Source organism: Geodermatophilus sp. SYSU D00684 (assembly GCF_054050455.1).
Genome location: NZ_JBJGZI010000006.1, coordinates 170,869 through 190,147, shown reverse-complemented (window position 1 = coordinate 190,147; position 19,279 = coordinate 170,869). Strand labels below are relative to the sequence as shown.

Sequence of the window (19,279 nt, the reverse complement as noted above, 5' to 3'; positions counted from 1 at the left end):
GGGGCGGCCGGCCGGCCGCCCCCCGCTCGCGGGTCGGCGCGAGGACGTCGAGGAGGCCGCGGACGGCGACTGGGTCGTCCGCCGGCTGACCGGGGCGGCGAGCACCAAGCCCTACCGCTGCCCGGGATGCGACCAGGAGATCCGGCCGGGCACCCCGCACGTGGTCAGCTGGCCGGCCTACGCCCGCGACTCGGACCTCGACCCGTGGGACACCGACTCCGCCGCCGACCTGCGCCGGCACTGGCACACCGCCTGCTGGCAGGCCCGCGACCGCCGCCGCTAAGCCACCTGCGCGAAGATCACGACGTTGTCCTCGTAGCTGCGCACCGAGCGGTCGAAGGCGCCGCCGCAGGTGACCAGCCGCAGCTGGGCGTCCGCCGTCGGCCCGTACACGGCGTCGGTGGGGAAGGCGTCCTTCGGGTGCCGCTCGACCCGGGTGACGGTGAACGCCACCGTGCTGCCGTCGGCGCGGTCGACGAGCACCGCGTCCCCGGGGGCGAGCTCGTGCAGGCGCCAGAAGACCGCCGGGCCGCTGCGGGAGTCGACGTGCCCGGCCAGCACCGCCGGGCCGACGTCGCCCGGCGCCGGGCCGCCGGTGTACCAGCCGGCCGTCGCGTGGTCGGCCGGGGCCGCCAGCGCGCCGGCGGCGTCGAGGCCCAGGTCGACCAGCCCGCTGTCGAGCCCGATCGCCGGCGCCCGCACCCGGACCGGCGGCACGGCCGCGGGGGCGGACCGCTGGGCGAGCACGACCGGCCCCGGGACGGTCGCGGCCGGCGTCCCGGCGGCGGCCGGCGGGGGAGCGGCCGGCTCCAGCAGCGCGACCGCCCCCGCGGCGAGCGCGAGGACGGCCAGCGCCAGCCGCAGCAGGCCTCCCCGGCTCCAGCGGGGCGCGCGGTGCCGGGACCGGCGGACGGGAGCGCGGTGGCGGGCGGCGGGCCCGCTCACCGGCGCCGGCGGCCGGCGGCGTGCCGGCCCGGAGCCGCGCCGGCGGCCGCCCGCCGCGTGGTGAGCAGGACCAGGCCCGCGGCGGTGGCGAGGACGGTGGCCGTGACCGGCGCGGGCAGCGAGGGGTCGTCCGCCGCGCCGCCGGCGCCGGCCTCCACCCCGCCCGAGGGGACGACCGCGGGACCGGCGGCGTCGAGGGCGCTCCGCACGGTCAGCCCGCCGCCGGCCCGGTCGAGCACCAGCACGCTGTACACCGACCCGGCGTCGACCTGCACGGGCAGGTCCGTGGCCTGGCCGCCGTGCGGCGTCACGGTGACCGCCGTGGCGCCCGCGGGGACGTCGACGTAGCCGGTGGTGTCCGCGAACGCCAGGCCGGTGGCCAGGGACGGCCCGCCGGGGACGGCGACGTCGAGGGCCTGCGCGCCGGCCGTCGCCGCGACGACCCGCAGCCGCGCGGTGCCCGGCGGCGGCGGGGTGAGGTCGTCGTCGAGCACCTCGAGGCCGAGGTCGGCGAAGGGGCCGACGCCGGCCACGGTGTGCGCGCTGTCCGCGCCGACCCGCACCGTCGTCGACAGCACCGGCGGGCTCCCCGGGTCCGCGCCGGCCGCGCGCATGCTCACCGCGTAGGTGCCGGCGGGGACGGGCTGGTAGTCCGACACCGTGCCGTAGCCGACCGCGGGGAACACCTGGCCGGCCGCGGGGTCGGCGACCGAGTCGACGTAGACGTCGACGGCCGGGGTGTCCGGGGACAGGTGCGCCAGCCGGAGCAGACCGCCGTCGTCCGCGGCCGCCGGGCCGGTGGGCAGCCCCGCTCCCGCCGCGGTCAGGGCCACCACCGCCAGGACCCGGCTCGTCCTGCTCACTCGCGCCTCCCGGTGCAGGGTCGGACCCCGTCGTCGTCAGGGGATGACCCAACGTCTACCTCGCGGGTCCGCGGGCCACACCCGCGGGGTCCGCCGGGCGCGCCGTCAGCCGGTGGCGGCGGTCACCAGTGCCTCCGGCGCGGAGACGTAGCGGAAGGACACGAGCACCCCGGCGTCGGTCACCTCGACGTCGTCGGGGGCGAACGGCGGGAGCTGGGCGGCGAACCACGCCCGCAGCCGCTCGGTGGCCTCCGGGTCCCCGGGCACCGGCGCGCCGCCGACGGCGTCGACGAGCGCCCGGCGGGCCGGCGTCGCGGCGCCCTCCTCGCCCGGCAGCGCGGGGAACGCCGCGACACCCACGCCGTCCGCGGCGGCCACGGCGGCCAGCACGGTGAGCAGCCGCTCGTCGACGGCGGCGTCCTGGAGGACGGCGGCCGCCGCACCCTCGGCCCGGGTGGTCGGGTTGGCGAGCAGCGCCTGCGCGAGGTCGTGCCGGCGGGCGACCTCCCCGGCCGTGGGCTCGCCGGGCGCGGGGTCGACGACGAGCAGCTCGCTGCCGTCCCCGTGCCGGTCGAAGCGCGCCACCACCCGCGAGCCGGCCGGCGCGGCCCCGACGACGGCGAGCAGCGCGCCGGGCGGCACGCCGTCCTCGGCCGGGCGCAGCCGGCCGGCGGGGACGCCGGCGTCGCTCAGCTCCCGCCGGACGGCGGCCGTGGCGGCCAGGTCGGTCTGGGGCAGCAGCGCGGCGCCGAGCCAGCCGGCCACCGGCCCGGCGCCGTCCGGGGGAGTCGCGTCGTCGCCCGGACCCGGGGTGCTCGCGGCGGGCGGGCGCGCCGCCGGGCCGGCGTCGTCGCGACCGAGCGCGGCCTGCCCCAGTCCCATGCCGCCGACGAGGACGGCCAGGCCCGCGGCGAGCAGCGTGCCGCGCACGGCGGGACGCCGCGGGCCCGCGGGCCGCGCGCGGTGCCGGTGCCGGGCGCGCCGCCCGCGCGGCGCGGCGCGCGGTGCGTCCGGACCGGGAGTGACCGGTCCGGACGCGTCTGTCACGCCTCCTGCCTACCCCGCCGCGGTCCGCGGCGCGCGGGCAGCAGGTCAGCGACGCCCGGGGACGGCGGGCTGGCCGCCGGTGTCGCCACTGCGGACGGCGGGCTGCACCGCGGTCTGCGGGCCCTGGGGCTCCGGGGCGCCCTCGGGGGACGGCTGCCCGGCGCGGCTCGAGCCGCCGGCCGGCCGGCCCTCCTCCTGGCCCGCGGTGTGCACCGGGCGGATCTGCTGGGTCTCGGTCACCGAGGGCCGGCCGGGCGCGGGCTCCTGCCCGGCCGGCTGCTGCACCGCGGGCATCGTCTGCGGCGACGACGGCCGCGTGGGCTGCCGGGCGGCGGCGGCCTCGCCGGCCGGGGCCTCGGCGGGCCGGGCGTGCGGCGTCGGGCGGGGTGCGGCCGGCTGCCCGCCGCTCTGCGGGCCGACGGCGCGCTGCACGGCCGTCTGCGGCCCGACGGCGGGCTGCACGAGCGTCTGCGGCTCCCCGGCGGGGCGGCCGACGGCCGGCTGCACCGCGGTCTGCGCGCCGTCGGCGTCGCGGCGGGCCGCGGGCTGCTGCTCCTGCGGGGACGGCGACGACTGTGAGGGCTGGGGGGCCGGGGCCGCCGGCTGCGGGGCGGGCTGGGGCGCCGGGGCGGCCGGCGGGCGGGCGGCCTGCTGCGCCGGCTGGCCCGGGCGCTGCGCCTGCGGCTGGGGCCGGTCGGCCAGGTCGGGCAGGGTGGACAGCACCCGCCGGGCCTCGGTGAGCCGCGCGGCGAGTTCGTCGCGCACCCGGCGGACGGCGGCGGCGGAGGCCTCGGCGTCGGTGACGACGGCGGCCGCGTGCGCCTCCGCGGCGGCGACGCGCTCCTGCGCGGCCCGCACCGACTGCTGGTCGCGCTCCTCCTCGATCCGCGCGGCCTCGGCGCGGCGGGCGCGCTGCGCGATCTCGAAGTCCTCCTCGACCTTGGCGCGGCGGGCCTGCGACTCGGCGTCGAGCCGGGCGACCTTCTCCTGCGCCTTGGCCACCAGCTCGTCGGCGCGGATCTGCGCCTTGCTGGCGATCTGCTCGGCGTTCTGGCGGGCCTCGGCGAGCATCCGCTCCACCTCGGCCTGGCCGGCCGCGTGCCGCTCGAGCATCGCGCGCTCCTCGGCGGCGGTCTGCTCGCGCAGCGCCCGGGCCTCCTGCTCGGCGGCCGCGCGGATGTCGGCGGCCTCCTCCTCGGCCAGCCGGAGCATGTGCGAGATGCGCTCGCTCATGTTCTCGAACGTGGCGGGGCCCGAGTTCGCGGCCTTGCGGCGCAGCTGGTCGATCTCCGCGTGCATCGCCGACAGCTGGCCGGCGAGGTCGCTGACGCGCGCGGCCGCGGCGTCCCGGTCGGCCAGCGCGACCCGGATGTCGGCCTCGAGGCGCTCGATGGTCTCGGCCACCTGGTGGCGGTCGTAACCCCGCAGCACCACGTCGAACGAGTGCTGGGCCTCGCGCATCGGCAGCAGGTCGCGGCGGGGATCGGTCATGCGGGTCATCCTCGCAGAGTCGGGGGAGGGGCGTCAGCGTGTCGAGGCGGGTCCGGCCGTTCGGCGTGTGGCGCCCCGGGTGGTGCCGGTGGGCCCCCGGACCGCGCCCCGTCGGACAACGAGGCGGCTCCCCCCAGGGTGCCCGGTCGCCGGCCGGCGCCCGGGCACCCCCGTCCAGGGGCTGCTGGGACTAGATGCCGCGGAAGCGGTTGATCGCGGGCAGGAGCCGCTCCCGCTTCTCGGCGTCCTTGACACCGAGGCCCTCCTCCGGGGCGAGGGTCAGCACGCCGACCTTGCCCTGGTGGAGGTTGTGGTGGACGTCGTAGGCGGCCTGGCCCACCTCGTCCATCGCGTAGGTCTTCGACAGGGTCGGGTGGACCAGCCCCTTGTCGATGAGCCGGTTGGCCTCCCACGCCTCCTTGTAGTTGGCGAAGTGCGACCCGACGATCCGCTTGAGGTTCATCCACAGGTAGCGGTTGTCGTAGGAGTGCATGTAGCCGCTGGTGGAGGCGCAGGTGACGATCGTGCCGCCCTTCTTGGCGACGTAGACGCTGGCGCCGAAGGTCTCGCGGCCGGGGTGCTCGAAGACGATGTCGACGTCGTCCCCGCCGGTCAGCTCGCGGATCCGCTTGCCGAACCGCTGCCACTCCTTGGGGTCCTGGGTCTGCTCGTCCTTCCAGAACCGGTAGCCCTCGGCGGAGCGGTCGATGACCAGCTCGGCGCCCATCTTCCGGACGATGTCGGCCTTCTCCGGGCTGGAGACCACGCAGACGGGGATGGCGCCGCCGTTGAGGGCCATCTGGGTGGCGTAGGAGCCCAGACCACCCGACGCGCCCCAGATCAGGACGACGTCGCCCTGCTTCATGTCCGCGCCGTTGCGGGACACCAGCTGGCGGTAGGCGGTGGAGTTGACCAGCCCGGGGGCGGCCGCCTCCTCCCAGGACAGGTGCGCGGGCTTGGGCATGAGCTGGTTGCTCTTGACCAGCGCGAGCTCGGCGAGGCCGCCGAAGTTGGTCTCGAAGCCCCAGATCCGCTGCTGCGGGTCCATCATCGTGTCGTCGTGGCCGGCCGGGTCCTCGAGCTCGACCGACAGGCAGTGCGCGACGACCTCGTCGCCGGGCTTCCACTTGTTCACGCCCGGGCCCACCCGCAGGACGACGCCGGCCAGGTCGGACCCGACGACGTGGTAGGGCAGGTCGTGCCGCTTGGTGAGGTCGTTCTGGCGGCCGTAGCGCTCGAGGAACCCGAAGGTCGAGACCGGCTCGAAGATCGACGTCCAGACGGTGTTGTAGTTCACCGAGGAGGCCATGACGGCGACGATCGCCTCGCCCGGGCCGAGCTCGGGGGTGGCGACCTCCTCCACGTGCAGCGACTTGCGCGGGTCCTTCTCCTTGGTGGGCATCCCCGCGAACATGTCCTGCTCGTCCTTGCGGACGAGGACCGCCCGGTAGGACTCCGGCACCGGCAGACCGCCGATGTCGCTGAGCTGGTCGGCGAGGATGGCGTCCCTGATCTCGTCCACGTGTCTCTCCCGGGTCTTCGTCGGCTCGGAGGGGTGGTAGGGCGGGTGCGCGGCAGGTTACCGGCCGGTAACCCGCGGGTCGTGCGCAGGTCGGGGTGGGGCTGGCCCCGGGTGGTCAGTGCGGGGTGCGGGCCGGCTCGACCAGCTCGACGAGCACGCCGCCGGCGTCCTTGGGGTGCACGAAGTTGACGCGGCTGTCCGACGTCCCGCGCTTGGGGGTGTCGTAGAGCAGCCGCAGGCCGCGCTCGCGCAGGGTGGCGCTGACCGCCTCGACGTCGTCGACGCGGAAGGCGAGCTGCTGCAGGCCCGGGCCCGACCGGCCGATGAACTTGGCGATCGTCGACTCCGGCGTCAGCGGGGCGAGCAGCTGGATGCGGGTGTCGCCGGAGCCGACGGCGAGCATCGCCTCGCGGACGCCCTGCTCCTCGTTGGTCTCCTCGTGCACGGAGCGCACGCCGAAGGCCTGTGCGTAGAAGGCGATCGCCTCGTCGAGGTCGGGGACGGCGATGCCCACGTGGTCGATGGTGGTGAACAGCTCGGCGGGCAGACCCGCGGGAGCAGACGCGTCGGCGGTCACCGCGTCATCCTGACGCAAGACGTCTGAGACGACTCCCCGGTGTGGCCACCATCACGCCCTCGGGGTGCGGGGCGGGGGCGGCCCGGCCGGGCCGCCCCCGAGGAGGCCGGTGCGCTGCCGCCGGTCGCCGCGGGCGACCGCTCGCCGCTGACCTCGGACGGGACGACCGCGTCGCCGTCGCCGTGGACGACCGGGGTCGGCGCAGGGCGTCGACCCCGGTTGGAGAACCGATCTATCCTGTGCCGCAGCCCGACCGCCGCGACCCGTCCGCCCGGCGCGGCCCGACCCGCGGTCGCCAACGACGGCGACCCGCACTGGAGGCAGCATGTCCCGCTCGGTCATCGTCAGCGGCGCCCGGACCCCCATGGGCCGGCTCCTCGGCTCCCTCAAGGACTTCTCCGCCGCCGACCTCGGCGGCATCGCCATCAAGGCCGCCCTCGAGCGCGCCGGCATCTCCGGCGACCAGGTCGACTACGTGATCATGGGTCAGGTCATCCAGGCCGGTGCCGGCCAGAACCCGGCCCGCCCGGCCGCGGTCGCCGGCGGCATCCCGATGTCGGTGCCGTCGTTCACGCTCAACAAGGTCTGCCTGTCCGGCCTCGACGCGATCGCCCTGGCCGACCAGCTCATCCGCGCCGGCGAGTTCGACGTCGTCGTCGCCGGGGGCATGGAGTCGATGACCCAGGCGCCGCACCTGCTGCCCAGCTCCCGCACCGGCACCAAGTACGGCGACGCCACGCTCGTCGACTCGATGGCCCACGACGGGCTGTCGGACACCTTCGACCAGATCGCCATGGGCGCCCTCACCGAGCGGGCCAACGAGCGGTACGACCTGACCCGCGAGGAGCAGGACGCCTTCGCCGCGGAGAGCCACCAGAAGGCCGCCCGCGCCGCGAAGAACGGGGTCTTCGACGAGGAGATCACCCCCGTCCTCATCCCGCAGCGCAAGGGCGACCCGATCGAGTTCCGCGAGGACGAGGGCATCCGCGCCGACACCACGGTCGAGACCCTCGCCAAGCTCAAGCCGGCCTTCGCCAAGGACGGCACCATCACCGCCGGCACCGCCTCGCAGATCTCCGACGGCGCGTGCGCGGTCGTCGTCATGTCCGCGGAGAAGGCCGCCGAGCTCGGCTGCACGGTGATCGCCGAGATCGGCGCGCACGGCGTCGTCGCCGGGCCGGACGCGACGCTGCAGAGCCAGCCGTCGCGGGCCATCCAGAAGGCCTGCGCGCGCGAGGGCATCGACCCGAAGGACCTCGACCTGGTCGAGCTCAACGAGGCGTTCGCCGCGGTGGGCATCGTGTCCACCCGCGAGCTCGGCATCGACCCGGAGAAGGTCAACCCCAACGGCGGCGCGATCGCCCTCGGCCACCCGGTCGGCATGAGCGGCGCCCGCATCGTGCTGGACCTGGCCCTGGAGCTGCGCCGCCGCGGTGGCGGGGTCGGCGCCGCCGCGCTGTGCGGCGGCGGCGGCCAGGGCGACGCGCTGATCCTGCACGTGCCCGCTCCCGCCTCGGCGTGACGGAGTCCCCGCAGGGGACGGCTGTACAGACGCCCGGCCCCGTCGCCCCCCGCGGGCGGCGGGGCCGGCGCGCTGTCGACGTCCCCGACCTGGTCGCCCGCGCCCGCGACGGCGAGGCCCGCGCGGTGGCGCGGCTGATCTCCCTGGTCGAGGACGCGAGCCCGGTGCTGCGCGAGGTCGCCGCCGCGCTGGCCCCGCACACCGGGCACGCGCAGGTCATCGGCCTGACCGGCCCCCCGGGCGTGGGCAAGTCCACGACGACGACGGCGCTGGTGCGCGCGCTGCGGGCGGCCGGGAAGCGGGTGGGCGTGCTCGCCGTCGACCCGTCGTCGCCGTTCTCCGGCGGGGCGCTGCTCGGCGACCGGGTGCGGATGCAGGACCACGCCGGCGACCCCGGGGTCTACATCCGCTCGATGGCCTCCCGCGGGCACCTCGGCGGGCTGGCCTGGGCGACGCCGCAGGCGCTGCGGGTGCTCGACGCGGCCGGCTGCGACGTCGTGCTGGTGGAGACCGTCGGCGTCGGGCAGTCGGAGCTGGAGATCGCCTCGCTGGCCGACACCACGCTGGTGCTCGTCGCGCCGGGCATGGGCGACGGCATCCAGGCGGCGAAGGCCGGGATCCTCGAGGTGGCCGACGTCCTCGTCGTCAACAAGGCCGACCGCGACGGCGCCGACTCCACCGTGCGGGACCTGCGGTACGCCCAGTCCCTCGGCGGGCGGCACGCCGGCCCGGGCACGTGGAAGCCGCCGATCCTGCGCACCGTGGCCGCCCGCGACGAGGGGATCGACCGGGTCCTCGCCGAGGTCGAGGCGCACCGGCGGTGGCTCACCGACTCCGGTGAGGGCACCCGGCGCCGGGCCGAGCGGGCCGCCCGGGAGATCGAGGCGATCGCGCTGGCCGGGCTGCGTGCGCGGATCGGCGAGGTGCGCGGGTCCGCGGCCCTGGCCGCGCTGGCCGGCGAGGTGGTGGCGGGGGCGACCGACCCCTACCGCGCGGCCGACCGGCTCCTCGCGCAGCTCTGACCTGCCCCGGGCAGACTGGCCCGGTGAACGGGAAGCCGGACGCCGTCGTCGTCGGGGCCGGGCCGAACGGCCTGGCCGCCGCCCTCCGGCTGGCCGCCGCCGGCCTGCGCGTGCAGGTGGTCGAGGCGGCCGACAAGCCCGGCGGCGGGATGCGGACCGAGGAGCTCATGCGGCCGGGGTACCGGCACGACGTCTGCTCGATCGTGCAGCCGATGGCCGCGGCGGCGCCGTTCTTCCGCGAGTTCGACCTGCCCAGCCGCGGCGTGCGGCTGGTACAGCCGGAGGTCAACTTCGCGCACCCGCTGGACGGCGGGCGGGCCGCGGTCCAGTACCGCTCGCTGGAGGAGACCGCGGACGCGCTCGGGCCCGACGGCGCGGCCTACCGCCGGCTGTTCGAGCCGCTGGTCGAGCACGGGCAGGACGTCGTCGACTTCTTCCTGACCAGCCGGCTGCGGCGGCTGCCGACCCGCAGCGTGCCGCAGATCGTGCACTTCGGGCTCAACGGGCTGCCGAACGTCAGTTGGCTGGCGCACCGGTACTTCCGGACCGACGAGGCGCGCGCGCTGCTGGGCGGGGCCGCCGCGCACGGCATGCTCGACCTGAGCCAGCCGCTGACGTCCGCGCTCGGGATGCTCCTGACGATGCTCGGCCACCACGTCGGGTGGCCGCTGGTCGCGGGCGGGTCGCAGAACCTCGCCGACGCGATGGTGACCGCGCTGGAGCAGCAGGGCGGGGAGGTGGTCACCGGGCACCTGGTCACCGACCTGCGCGAGTTCGACGGCGTCCCGGCGGTGCTGCTGGACACCTCGCCCGAGGCGTTCGTGTCGATGGCCGGCGACCGGGTGAACGAGGGCTACCGGCGGTGGGTGCGGCGGTACAAGCACGGCGCCGGCGTGTTCAAGATCGACTGGATCCTCTCCGAGCCGGTGCCGTGGACCAACCCCGACGTCCGGCGGGCCGGGACGCTGCACGTCGCCGGGACGCTGGAGGAGACGATCGCCGGCGAGCGCGCGCCGAACCAGGGGAGGGCCGCCGAGCGCCCGTACGTGCTCGCCGTCCAGCCGACCGTGCCCGACCCGACCCGCGCCCCCGCGGGCGGGCACGTGTTCTGGGCCTACGTGCACGTACCGCACGGCTCCGACGTCGACATGACCGCGGCCATCGAGGACCAGGTCGAGCGGTTCGCGCCGGGCTTCAAGGACACGATCGTCGACCGGGTCACCAAGAACGCCGTCCAGATGGAGGCGTGGAACCCGATGTACATCGGCGGGGACATCTCCAACGGCCAGGCGACCCTCCGGCAGATGCTGTTCCGCCCGGTGCCGCGGTGGAACACGTACAAGACGCCGGTCGACGGCGTGTACCTCGCCTCCTCGGCCACCCCGCCCGGTCCCGCGGTGCACGGCGCCTGCGGGGACAACGCCGCGCAGGTGGCGCTGCGCGAGGTGTTCGGCGTCCGCGAGGTGCCCCGCCTCCGCCCCGCCGCCTGAGCCTCCCTCCGGCAGCGGCGGTGGCGCCCGTTGTCGACCTGCGGCTGTCTCAGCGCCCGCGAGACGACCGCAGGTCGACAACGGGCGCAGTGGCTGTCAGCGCGGCGGTGATGCGGGCGACCAGGACGTCCGGTTCCCGCAGGTCCTCGGCGGTCACGAACACCACCCGCCACCCGGCCGCGGTGAGCCGGTTGAGCCGGGCGCGGTCCGGGGCCACCTGCTGCGGACGGCCGTGCCACCGGCCCTCGTACTCGACGGCCAGCCGCTGCTCCGGCCACGCGAAGTCCAGTCGGGCCACGAACCGGCCGTCGGCGTCGAGCACGGTGTGCTGTGCGAGCGGCCGGGGGAGGCGGGCGCCGTGCAGGAGGAGCCGCAGCCGGGTCTCCTGCGGTGAGCCGGCGAGCCCGTCGGCCAGGTCGGCGACGCGCCGCGCACGCCGGCAGCCGGGTCCGGTCGCGGCCGCCGCGGCGGCCCGGACGGTGGCCAGGTCGGTCGCCCGGCAGGTGACCAGGGCGTCCACGAGCGCGACGGACTCCTCCAGCGGTCCGGGGCCCCGGCCGACGTCGACCGCGGTGGTCGCCGCGGTGGTCACCGGGATGCCGCGGCGGGTGGTCACCGCGTCCGCCGACAGCGCCCACCGGCGGACGCGGACGCCCGGGGCCGTCGACGCCGACGACCCGGGCGGCACGGTGAGCTCGACGTCGTCGACCGGTCCGGCGGCGTCCACACCCCAGAGGACGGCGGCGCTCCGGCCGGAGACCACCGCACCCGGCACGAGCAGGAGGGCCGCCGCCCCGGCGCGGACCTCGTGGGTGACCGCGACCGACGAGCACGCGTAGACGTCGCGGAAGAGGCGCCGCCAGGCGGTGCTGCGCAGCTGTCCCCGGATCAGGCGGCCGGCGGCGACCTGTGACGAGCCGCGGAAGACCCGGCCGTGCAGCCGGGCGGGGCGGGCGGGTCGGACGGGCACCGCCGGAGGATGGCGGAGCGGGCCCGTGCCGCGCTCACGCCGTCCACAGGCACGGCGCCCGTTGTCGACCTGGTGTCGGCTCAGGGCGGCTGAGACCGCAGCAGGTCGACGTGGCGCGTCCGGGTGACCGGCACGGCGCGCGGGACGGGCCCGCGGCGCGGGGCAGGTAGCGTCGGGCGCATGGTCCGGGCGCTGGGGCTGCCGTTCGACCCGATCGAGCGCGCGGGGGAGACCTGGGAGCAGCGCTTCGGCCCCGCCTCGGCGATGCGCGCCGCGACGTCGGTGTTCCGGGTCCAGCAGATCCTGCTCGCCCGCTTCGACGAGGTGCTCCGCCCCCACGGGCTGACCTTCGCCCGCTACGAGGTGCTCGTGCTGCTCACCTTCAGCCGCACCGGGCAGCTGCCGCTCAAGGTGATCGGCAGCCGGCTGATGGTGCACCCGACCAGCGTCACCAACGCGATCGACCGGCTGGTCGCGGCCGGGTTCGTCGACCGCCGGCCCAACCCCGCCGACGGCCGCGGCGTCCTGGCCGGCATCACCGACCGCGGCCGCGAGGTCGTCGAGGTGGCCACCCGGCAGCTGATGGCCCTCGACTTCGGCCTCGGCGACCTGCCCGAGGCCGAGCAGGCGCAGCTGTTCGACCTGCTGCGCCGCGTCCGCCTCGGCGCCGGCGACGTCGCGGACGTCGACCCGGCCCCGTCCGCCGAGGGCTGACACCACACCCGCCCGCCGGTGGGATCATGGACGGCATGCAGCCCACCCGTCCCGGACGCCCCGACCCGCGCGCGCAGGCCCAGCAGGCACAGCTGGCCGCCTCCCTGGCCGGTGCGGTCGACCTCGCCGCCGTCAAGGCGCGCTCCGAGGCCGCCGCGCGGGCCCAGGCCGCCCCGCCGCCGAGCGCCGCCGCGCCGGCGGGTGCCCCCGGCTCGGCCGTCGTGGACGTCACCGAGGCCACCTTCCAGACCGAGGTCCTCGACCGCTCCTTCCAGGTGCCGGTCGTCCTCGACCTGTGGGCCGAGTGGTGCGGGCCGTGCAAGCAGCTGTCCCCGGTCCTCGAGCGGCTGGCCGCCGAGGGCGGCGGCTCGTGGGTCCTGGCGAAGGTCGACGTCGACGCCAACCCGGCGCTGGCCCAGGGCCTGCGGGTGCAGGGCATCCCGGCGGTCAAGGCCGTCTGGCAGGGGCAGCTGGTCGCCGAGTTCACCGGCGCCATCCCCGAGGAGCAGGCCCGCCAGTTCGTCACCGAGCTGGTGCGCGCCACCACCGGCGGCGCGGTGCCCGGCGCGGAGGGCGCCGAGGACGAGGGCCTCGACGACCCGCGCCTCGACGCCGCCGAGGCCGCGCTCGAGCGCGGGGACCTGGAGGCCGCCGAGGCCGCCTACCGGGCGATCGTCGACGCCGAGCCCGACCACCCGGTCGCCGGCCTCGCGCTGCGCCAGGTGCAGCTGTTCCGCCGCGCCGACGCCGCGGGCCCCGACGCGCTGGCCAAGGCCGACGCCGCCCCCGACGACGTCGCCGCCCAGACCCGGGCCGCCGACTTCCTGCTGGGCACCGGCGACGTCGAGGGCGCCTTCACCCGGCTGGTCGACGTGGTCCGCCGCACCGCCGGCGAGGACCGCGACGCGGCGCGCAGGCACCTGGTCGAGCTGTTCGACGTCGTGGGCGCCGAGGACCCGCGGGTGGTCGCGGCGCGGCGCCAGCTGATGGCCGCCCTGTACTAGACGGGCCCCCTGCCCCCACCGCTCGCAGGCCCGCGGCGGGGCCCTGCAGGGGGCCGGCTCAGAGGACGGGGGTCAGGCCCCGACGTCGCAGGCGCCGGCGCCCTGCAGGAAGCCGGCGCGGAACACGTCGACGAGCTGGAAGCCGGTCAGGTCGACGTCGGCGAGCACGTCGGGGTCGTTGCCGTAGGTGAGCAGGAACTGCACGCTCTCGTCGATGTCACCCGGTGAGATCTGCACCGACGTCAGCTGGTTGTTGTAGACCTGCGCCGAGTACCAGCCGGTCAGGCAGACGGCCGACTGCAGGGCGGCGGTGTCGTCGGTGGACAGGCCCAGCTGGTCGCGCGCCGCCAGCGCGTAGGGGATGGCCACCCCGGTGACGACGGCGAAGTCGCCGAGCGCGTAGGCCTGCCCGGCGAAGTCCTCGTCGTAGGCGACCAGCCCGGAGCTGCCGCCGTCGGGGCAGTAGACGAGGGCGACGTCGGCCGGGGCGCAGTCCGGCGGCCTCGTGGTGCTCTCCAGCTGCGGCTCGGTGAACTCGGCGTCCAGCACCTCGGTGAACGCGCGGGTCCAGAACTCGGGCAGGGAGTCCTCGATGATCTCCACCGTCTGGCCGAAGGGTGCGTTGCCGCCGCGGGCGAAGTCGTCGTCCCTGGTGAACTCGCCCTGGGTGAAGACGCGGTCGGGGCCGTAGCGGTCGCGGCAGGCCTCGGCGCCGTCGTCGAAGCCCTCCTGGAACGCCGAGACGCGGTCGAAGTAGGAGCCGTGCGCCTGCTGCTCACCGGTGCCGGTGCCCACCGGGTCGCGCAGCAGGAAGTAGCCGCGCAGCAGCTGGTCGAGGTCGGTGGTGTCGACGGAGGAGAACTCGGCGTTGCCGTCGGCCACCCAGGCGGTCCACGCGCCGGCCAGGCAGTCGGCCTGGGTCTCGGTGGCGATCGAGGTCTGCGGGTAGCCGACCCGGGCCTGGACGGCGTGGCCGAACTCGTGGGCCATGACCAGCTGCGGCAGGACCTCGCCGTACTGCGCGGCCAGCTCGCCGAGGAAGGCGCGGTCGTAGCTGATCGAGTCCGAGTTCGGCACGCCCTGCGAGGAGCAGTAGAAGGCGTTGTTCTCCAGGTCGCGCGGGTCGGTGCCGCAGCCGATGCCCTCGGGGTAGGCCGCCGGGTCGACGTCGTTCGGGTCGACGCTGAAGTAGCCGCCGGTCAGCGGCTGGAACGGCTCCCCGTAGACGGTGGGGAAGGTGTCCGACCAGAACGTCTCGAGGTCGGCGAGGGCGTTGCGGGCGAGGGTGTCGATCGGCCCGTCGGTGGCACCGACGACGCGCAGGGTGTCGTCGCCGACCGACTGCGACGGCGCCCCCTGCGAGCGCGCCTGCCCGATGACGACGTACGAGCACCCCGTCGTCAGGAGGACGCCGAGCGCCACGACGACGGCGAGTGCGCCCCGGGAGCGCGTGCGGAGGTCCATCGCGGGAGCCTCTACCCGCCGTCGGCCTGCGTGAACGCGGACGGCGCCCGCCTCCTCCGGGGAGACGGGCGCCGTCACGGGTGGTGCGCTGTCAGAGACCGATCTCGCAGCCGGCGCCCCCGTTGAGGAAGCCGTCGCGGAAGGCGTCGACCATCTCGAAGCCGGACAGGTCGGTGTTCGGGAAGACGCTCTCCTGCTGGCCGTAGGTGAGCAGGAAGATCGCCGCCTCGTCGACGTCGCCGGGGGACAGGGCGCCGACGTCCTGGAAGTCGCCGGTCCAGAACCGCCCGGCGTACCAGCCGGTCAGGCAGACCGCGGAGCTGACGGCGGTGGCGTCGTCGATGGACAGGCCGAGCTCGGCGCGCGCGGCCTGGGCGTAGGCGAGGGAGACGGCGGTGGCGACGGCGAAGTCGCCGATGCCCTCGTACGCCGGGCCCAGCAGGTCGGTCTCGTCGACGTAGACGGTGCCGTCGGCCTCGCAGAACCCGAGGTCGCGGTCCTCGGCGCCCATGTCGCCGCAGTCGGGCGCGGTGCCGTCGAAGACCTGGACGGTCGGCGCGGTGAAGTCCTGGCCGAGGCCGGGGAACACCTGCTCGTAGAACAGCGGCAGCGACTGCTCGGTCAGCCCGGCGATGTCCTCGTACGGGGCGTTGCCCTCGTTGTCCAGGTCGTCCTCGGTGAGGAACTCGGTGGCGACGAACAGCCGCTGCTCGGTGAAGTCGTCCCGGCAGGTGCCGACGCCGCCGTCGTAGCCGGCGTAGAAGCCCGACAGCCGGTCGAAGCCCGAGCCGTGCGCCCGGTCGTCGTCGGGGGAGGACCCGACCGGGTCGCGCAGGCCGATGAACCCGAGCACCACCTGGTCGAGCTCGGAGACGCGCAGCGCGATGTGCTCGGCGTTGCCGTCGATCACCCACCGGGTGAAGGCGCCGGCCAGGCAGTCGGCCTGCGTCTCGACGACGATCGTCGAGTCGGCGAAGCCGAACCGGCCCTGCATGGCGTGGCCGATCTCGTGCGCCATGACGGCGGGGCCGAGGTAGGGCCCGAACTCGGCGCTGAGCTGGTCGAGCAGCGCGCGGTCGTAGGCGACGGCGTCGCAGTTGGGGTCGTAGTGGGCGTTGTTCGCCACGCCGTCGGGGTCCTCGGGCGCCCGCTCGCAGCCGATGCCGGTGCTCGGGTAGGCGGACTCGTCGATGTTCGTGGAGTCGACCGAGAAGTAGCCGCCGGTGATCGGCTGGTACTCCTCGCCGAAGAACTCGGGGTAGGCCTCGCTCCAGAAGGTGTCGAGGTCGGCCAGCGCGTTGCGCGCCAGCCGGTCGGCCGCGGTGTCCGCGGAACCGGTGATCGGGAACTCGCCGTCGGACACGTCGACCGGGACGCTCGGCCCGCGGGAGGCGGCGCCGACGACGGTGCTCGAGCAACCGGTGAGCAGCACGCTGCCCGCCGCTGCCGCGACGATCGCGCGGCGCAGACCATGCCTCATGGAGCTGGGGTTCCTTCTCTGCCGGGGTGCGGGCGCCCGAGGGAGCCGGGGCCGGTCCGCGCCACCGGGGCGCGGAGCCGGGCCATGATGCACGGGCAGGCGGCAGCGGGGAACGGGTCCGCGCGCGACGACGGCCGGGCCGCTCCAGGGTGTGGAGCGGCCCGGCCGTCGGTCGTCAGGCCTGGTGGGACGGCCGGTGGATCAGCCCTCGTGCAGCAGCCAGAGGGTGCCCAGCGGCGGCGCGGAGACGGTGGCCGAGAACGGCTGGCCGTGCCAGGGCTCCTCGACCGCGTCGACCCCGCCGTAGTTGCCGACCCCGGAGCCGCCGTAGCCCTCGGCGTCGGTGTTGAGCACCTCGCGCCAGCGCCCGCCGCGCGGCAGGCCGATCCGGTAGCCGTGGTGCGGGGTGCCGGCGAAGTTGCAGACGACAGCGAGCACCTGGCCCGGCGTCTGCCCGCTGCCCTCGACGACGGCGGCCTCGGTGCCGCTCTCGGCGGCCTCGGTCGGCGTCGGGACGTCGGCGACCTTCGGCCGGCCGTAGCGCAGGAAGGTGATGACGTTGCCCGACGCGTCGTTGGCGTCGATCCACTGGAAGCCGGCCGGGTCGACGTCGAGCGACCACAGCGCCTCGGTCTCCCGGTACCGGGCGTTGAGGTCGGTGACCAGCTGCAGGACGCCGCGGTGCGCGGGGTCGTCGAGGTGCCACCAGTCCAGCGAGCGGCTCTCGGCCCACTCGCCGTCCTGGGCGAACTCCGAGCCCATGAACAGCAGCTGCTTGCCGGGGTGGGCCCACATGTAGGCGAGGTAGCCGCGCACGCCGGCCAGCTGCTGCCACCGGTCACCCGGCATCTTCCGCAGCAGCGAGCCCTTGCCGTAGACGACCTCGTCGTGGCTGATCGGCAGCACGTAGTTCTCGGAGTAGGCGTACATCATCGAGAACGTCAGCTGGTTGTGGTGGTAGCTGCGGTGCACCGGCTGGCGCTGGACGTAGGCCAGCGAGTCGTGCATCCAGCCCATGTTCCACTTGAAGCCGAAGCCCAGGCCGCCGAGGTAGGTGGGCCGGGTGACCCCGGGCCAGGCGGTCGACTCCTCGGCGATGGTCACCACGCCCGGCACCTCGCGGTAGACGGTGGCGTTGACCTCCTGGAGGAACGACACCGCCTCGAGGTTCTCCCGCCCGCCGTACACGTTGGGGATCCACTCGCCGTCCTCGCGCGAGTAGTCGAGGTAGAGCATCGAGGCGACGGCGTCGACCCGCAGCCCGTCGACGTGGAACTCCTGGGCCCAGAACAGCGCGTTGGCGACCAGGAAGTTGCGCACCTCGGTGCGGCCGAAGTTGAAGACGAACGTGCCCCAGTCCGGCTGCTCGCCGCGGCGCGGGTCGTCGTGCTCGTAGAGCGCGGTGCCGTCGAACCGGCCCAGCGCCCAGGCGTCCTTGGGGAAGTGCGCCGGCACCCAGTCGACGATGACGCCGAGGCCGGCCTGGTGCGCCCGGTCGACGAGGTAGCGGAAGTCGTCGGGGCTGCCGAACCGCGACGTCGGGGCGTAGTAGCTGGTGACCTGGTAGCCCCAGGAGCCGCCGAACGGGTGCTCGGCGACCGGCAGGAACTCCAGGTGGGTGAACCCGGCGGCGACGGCGTAGTCGACGAGCTCCTCGGCCAACTGGCGGTAGGACAGGCCCTGCCGCCACGAGCCCAGGTGCACCTCGTAGACGCTCATCGGCCGCTCGTGCCAGTTGCCGCGCGCGCGCTCGGCCAGCCACGCGTCGTCGTTCCACTCGTGGGAGGACTCGACGACGACGGAGGCGTTGGCCGGCGGCACCTCGGTGGCGAAGGCCATCGGGTCGGACTTCTCCCGCCAGACGCCGTCGGCGCCCAGGACGTGGAAGCGGTACCGGGTGCCGGCCTGCACGCCCGGGATGAAGATCTCCCAGACGCCGATCGAACCGAGCTGGCGCATCGGGTAGGCGCGGGCCTCCCAGTAGTCGAAGTCGCCGGTGACCTTCACGCCCTGGGCGTTGGGCGCCCAGACGGCGAAGGAGACGCCCTCGACCGCGCCGCGCGGCGTCTCGTAGCGCCGCACGTGCGCGCCGAGCGCCTCCCACAGCCGCTCGTGCCGGCCCTCGGCGATCAGGTACATGTCGAGATCGCCGAGCGTGGGCATCCAGCGGTAGGGGTCGTCGACGGTGAAGGCGTCCCCGCCGTAGGTCACCTCGAGCCGGTAGTCCCCGGGCTGCTGCGGCAGGGTGGCCTCGTAGACGCCCCCGCCGTGGATCCGCCGGGCCTCGTAGCGGGAGTCGTCCTGGTCGACGACGACCACCGCGGACGCGTCGGGCCGCAGCGTGCGCACCACCCAGCCCTCGGCGGCGGCGTGCGCGCCGAGCACCCGGTGCGGGTCGCGGGACCAGCCGTCGACGATCGCCCGCAGGTCCTCCTCGCTCACCTGCTCGGGGGCGTCGTGCTCGCCCCCGCCGCCGGCGCCGCTGGTGAGGCCGCCCTCCTCGACGCCCGGCGGCGTCGGCTCCGGGGCCTGCGCGACCGCGGTGCCCGCGGAGGGGGAGGCGGCCGCGCCTCCCGAGGCGGCCGTGCCCTCCTCGGGCGCCTGCGGCGTCGACGGCTCGGCCGGGTCGGGCGAGGGCGGCTCGGGCTGCGGCGCGGGCGCGCCCGAGGGGGAGCCGGGCTCGGCGATCGGCGCGGGCGCGACCACCGGCGCCGCGGTACCGCCCTGCTCGGCGACGACCTCGGCGGCGGGCTCGGCGATGCTCTCCGCGGCCGTCTTGCGCGGCGCCCGCTTGCGGGTGGCCTTGACCGGCGCCTCGCCGTCGGCCGCCGGCGCCGCCTTCTTCGCGGCCCGCTTCGTGGTCTTCTTCGCCGCCGCCGGCTCGGCGGCGCCGTCGCCGCCGGCCACCGCGGCGGTGGCCGCGTCCGCGGCGGCGGCCTTCTTCGCGGTGGCCTTCTTGGCCGGGGCCTTCTTCGCGGCGGCCTTCTTGGCCGGCGCCCGCTTGCGCGCCGGGGTCGGGTTCACGACCGGCTCGGCCTCGGCGGCCTCGGCCTGGGTGGTCATCTCGTCGACCGCCCGCTGCAGCTGCTCCTTGGTGGCCGGCGAGTCGGCGGTCTCCGCGGCCGCCCCGCTCGCGGGTGTCGGGTCGCTCGTCGTCATCGTCGCGTT

At 76.0% G+C, this 19,279-nt stretch carries 16 protein-coding genes; 6 read left to right on the top strand and 10 right to left on the bottom strand.

All coding sequences use genetic code 11. The features are described 5' to 3' along the window. On the top strand, positions 1 to 283 hold a 283-nt coding region (locus ACI79L_RS06265), incomplete at its 5' end, for a hypothetical protein (RefSeq protein ID WP_456935938.1). Here the strand turns inward: ACI79L_RS06265 and ACI79L_RS06260 are convergent. From ACI79L_RS06260 to mce, 6 genes are all read right to left on the bottom strand, one after another. After that, positions 280 to 945, bottom strand: coding sequence for a class F sortase (locus ACI79L_RS06260; protein WP_456935937.1), 666 nt, complete (start codon positions 943 to 945; stop codon positions 280 to 282). The genes ACI79L_RS06265 and ACI79L_RS06260 overlap by 4 nt on opposite strands. Then, positions 942 to 1,808, bottom strand: coding sequence for a DUF4397 domain-containing protein (locus ACI79L_RS06255; protein WP_456935936.1), 867 nt, complete (start codon positions 1,806 to 1,808; stop codon positions 942 to 944). Before ACI79L_RS06255 ends, ACI79L_RS06260 begins: the two co-directional genes overlap by 4 nt. Before the next feature lie 105 nt (positions 1,809 to 1,913). After that, positions 1,914 to 2,738: a hypothetical protein gene (locus ACI79L_RS06250; RefSeq protein WP_456935935.1), complete on the bottom strand. Its 825-nt coding sequence runs from the start codon at positions 2,736 to 2,738 to the stop codon at positions 1,914 to 1,916. Between the two features lie 162 nt (positions 2,739 to 2,900). Then, entirely contained in the window at positions 2,901 to 4,346 is a 1,446-nt protein-coding gene (locus tag ACI79L_RS06245) for a hypothetical protein (protein WP_456935934.1), read from the bottom strand. 190 nt (positions 4,347 to 4,536) lie between these two features. Then, positions 4,537 to 5,868, bottom strand: coding sequence for a crotonyl-CoA carboxylase/reductase (gene ccrA, locus ACI79L_RS06240; protein ID WP_456935933.1), 1,332 nt, complete (start codon positions 5,866 to 5,868; stop codon positions 4,537 to 4,539). 115 nt (positions 5,869 to 5,983) lie between these two features. Beyond that, positions 5,984 to 6,445: a methylmalonyl-CoA epimerase gene (mce, locus tag ACI79L_RS06235; RefSeq protein ID WP_456935932.1), complete on the bottom strand. Its 462-nt coding sequence runs from the start codon at positions 6,443 to 6,445 to the stop codon at positions 5,984 to 5,986. A 325-nt stretch (positions 6,446 to 6,770) separates the two neighbouring features. Between mce and ACI79L_RS06230 the strand changes: the two genes are divergently transcribed. The 3 genes from ACI79L_RS06230 to ACI79L_RS06220 are packed head-to-tail and all read left to right on the top strand — an operon-like array spanning position 6,771 to position 10,479. Continuing rightward, positions 6,771 to 7,967 (top strand): acetyl-CoA C-acetyltransferase, encoded by a 1,197-nt coding sequence (locus tag ACI79L_RS06230; RefSeq protein WP_456935931.1) that lies wholly within the window; start codon positions 6,771 to 6,773, stop codon positions 7,965 to 7,967. Beyond that, positions 7,964 to 8,989, top strand: coding sequence for a methylmalonyl Co-A mutase-associated GTPase MeaB (gene meaB / locus ACI79L_RS06225; RefSeq protein ID WP_456935930.1), 1,026 nt, complete (start codon positions 7,964 to 7,966; stop codon positions 8,987 to 8,989). Before ACI79L_RS06230 ends, meaB begins: the two co-directional genes overlap by 4 nt. Before the next feature lie 23 nt (positions 8,990 to 9,012). Continuing rightward, entirely contained in the window at positions 9,013 to 10,479 is a 1,467-nt protein-coding gene (locus tag ACI79L_RS06220) for a phytoene desaturase family protein (RefSeq protein WP_456935929.1), read from the top strand. Between the two features lie 49 nt (positions 10,480 to 10,528). On the opposite strand, the gene ACI79L_RS06215 is transcribed toward ACI79L_RS06220, so the two are convergent. After that, positions 10,529 to 11,449 (bottom strand): hypothetical protein, encoded by a 921-nt coding sequence (locus tag ACI79L_RS06215; RefSeq protein ID WP_456935928.1) that lies wholly within the window; start codon positions 11,447 to 11,449, stop codon positions 10,529 to 10,531. A 180-nt stretch (positions 11,450 to 11,629) separates the two neighbouring features. Here ACI79L_RS06215 and ACI79L_RS06210 point away from each other — a divergent pair, with 180 nt between their 5' ends. Both ACI79L_RS06210 and ACI79L_RS06205 read left to right on the top strand, forming a co-directional pair. After that, entirely contained in the window at positions 11,630 to 12,163 is a 534-nt protein-coding gene (locus tag ACI79L_RS06210) for a MarR family winged helix-turn-helix transcriptional regulator (RefSeq protein ID WP_456935927.1), read from the top strand. Positions 12,164 to 12,198: 35 nt separating this feature from the next. Further along, positions 12,199 to 13,167, top strand: coding sequence for a tetratricopeptide repeat protein (locus ACI79L_RS06205; RefSeq protein WP_456935926.1), 969 nt, complete (start codon positions 12,199 to 12,201; stop codon positions 13,165 to 13,167). Between the two features lie 72 nt (positions 13,168 to 13,239). On the opposite strand, the gene ACI79L_RS06200 is transcribed toward ACI79L_RS06205, so the two are convergent. The 3 genes from ACI79L_RS06200 to glgB all read right to left on the bottom strand — a co-directional run bounded on the left by ACI79L_RS06200 (position 13,240) and on the right by glgB (position 19,270). After that, complete coding sequence (locus tag ACI79L_RS06200; RefSeq protein ID WP_456935925.1) at positions 13,240 to 14,631, bottom strand: neutral zinc metallopeptidase; 1,392 nt, start codon at positions 14,629 to 14,631, stop codon at positions 13,240 to 13,242. Between the two features lie 91 nt (positions 14,632 to 14,722). After that, entirely contained in the window at positions 14,723 to 16,111 is a 1,389-nt protein-coding gene (locus ACI79L_RS06195; RefSeq protein ID WP_456935924.1) for a neutral zinc metallopeptidase, read from the bottom strand. 201 nt (positions 16,112 to 16,312) lie between these two features. Beyond that, entirely contained in the window at positions 16,313 to 19,270 is a 2,958-nt protein-coding gene (glgB, locus tag ACI79L_RS06190) for a 1,4-alpha-glucan branching protein GlgB (protein WP_456935923.1), read from the bottom strand. Positions 19,271 to 19,279 lie beyond the last annotated feature (9 nt).

Bases quoted from the DNA above. Each gene is read 5' to 3' on its own strand.
- glgB (WP_456935923.1), bottom strand. From the start codon at position 19,270: ATGACGACGAGCGACCCGACACCCGCGAGCGGGGCGGCCGCGGAGACC.
- ACI79L_RS06245 (WP_456935934.1), bottom strand. From the start codon at position 4,346: ATGACCGATCCCCGCCGCGACCTGCTGCCGATGCGCGAGGCCCAGCAC.
- ACI79L_RS06205 (WP_456935926.1), top strand. From the start codon at position 12,199: ATGCAGCCCACCCGTCCCGGACGCCCCGACCCGCGCGCGCAGGCCCAG.
- ACI79L_RS06210 (WP_456935927.1), top strand. From the start codon at position 11,630: ATGGTCCGGGCGCTGGGGCTGCCGTTCGACCCGATCGAGCGCGCGGGG.
- ACI79L_RS06195 (WP_456935924.1), bottom strand. From the start codon at position 16,111: ATGAGGCATGGTCTGCGCCGCGCGATCGTCGCGGCAGCGGCGGGCAGC.
- ACI79L_RS06230 (WP_456935931.1), top strand. From the start codon at position 6,771: ATGTCCCGCTCGGTCATCGTCAGCGGCGCCCGGACCCCCATGGGCCGG.
- ACI79L_RS06200 (WP_456935925.1), bottom strand. From the start codon at position 14,631: ATGGACCTCCGCACGCGCTCCCGGGGCGCACTCGCCGTCGTCGTGGCG.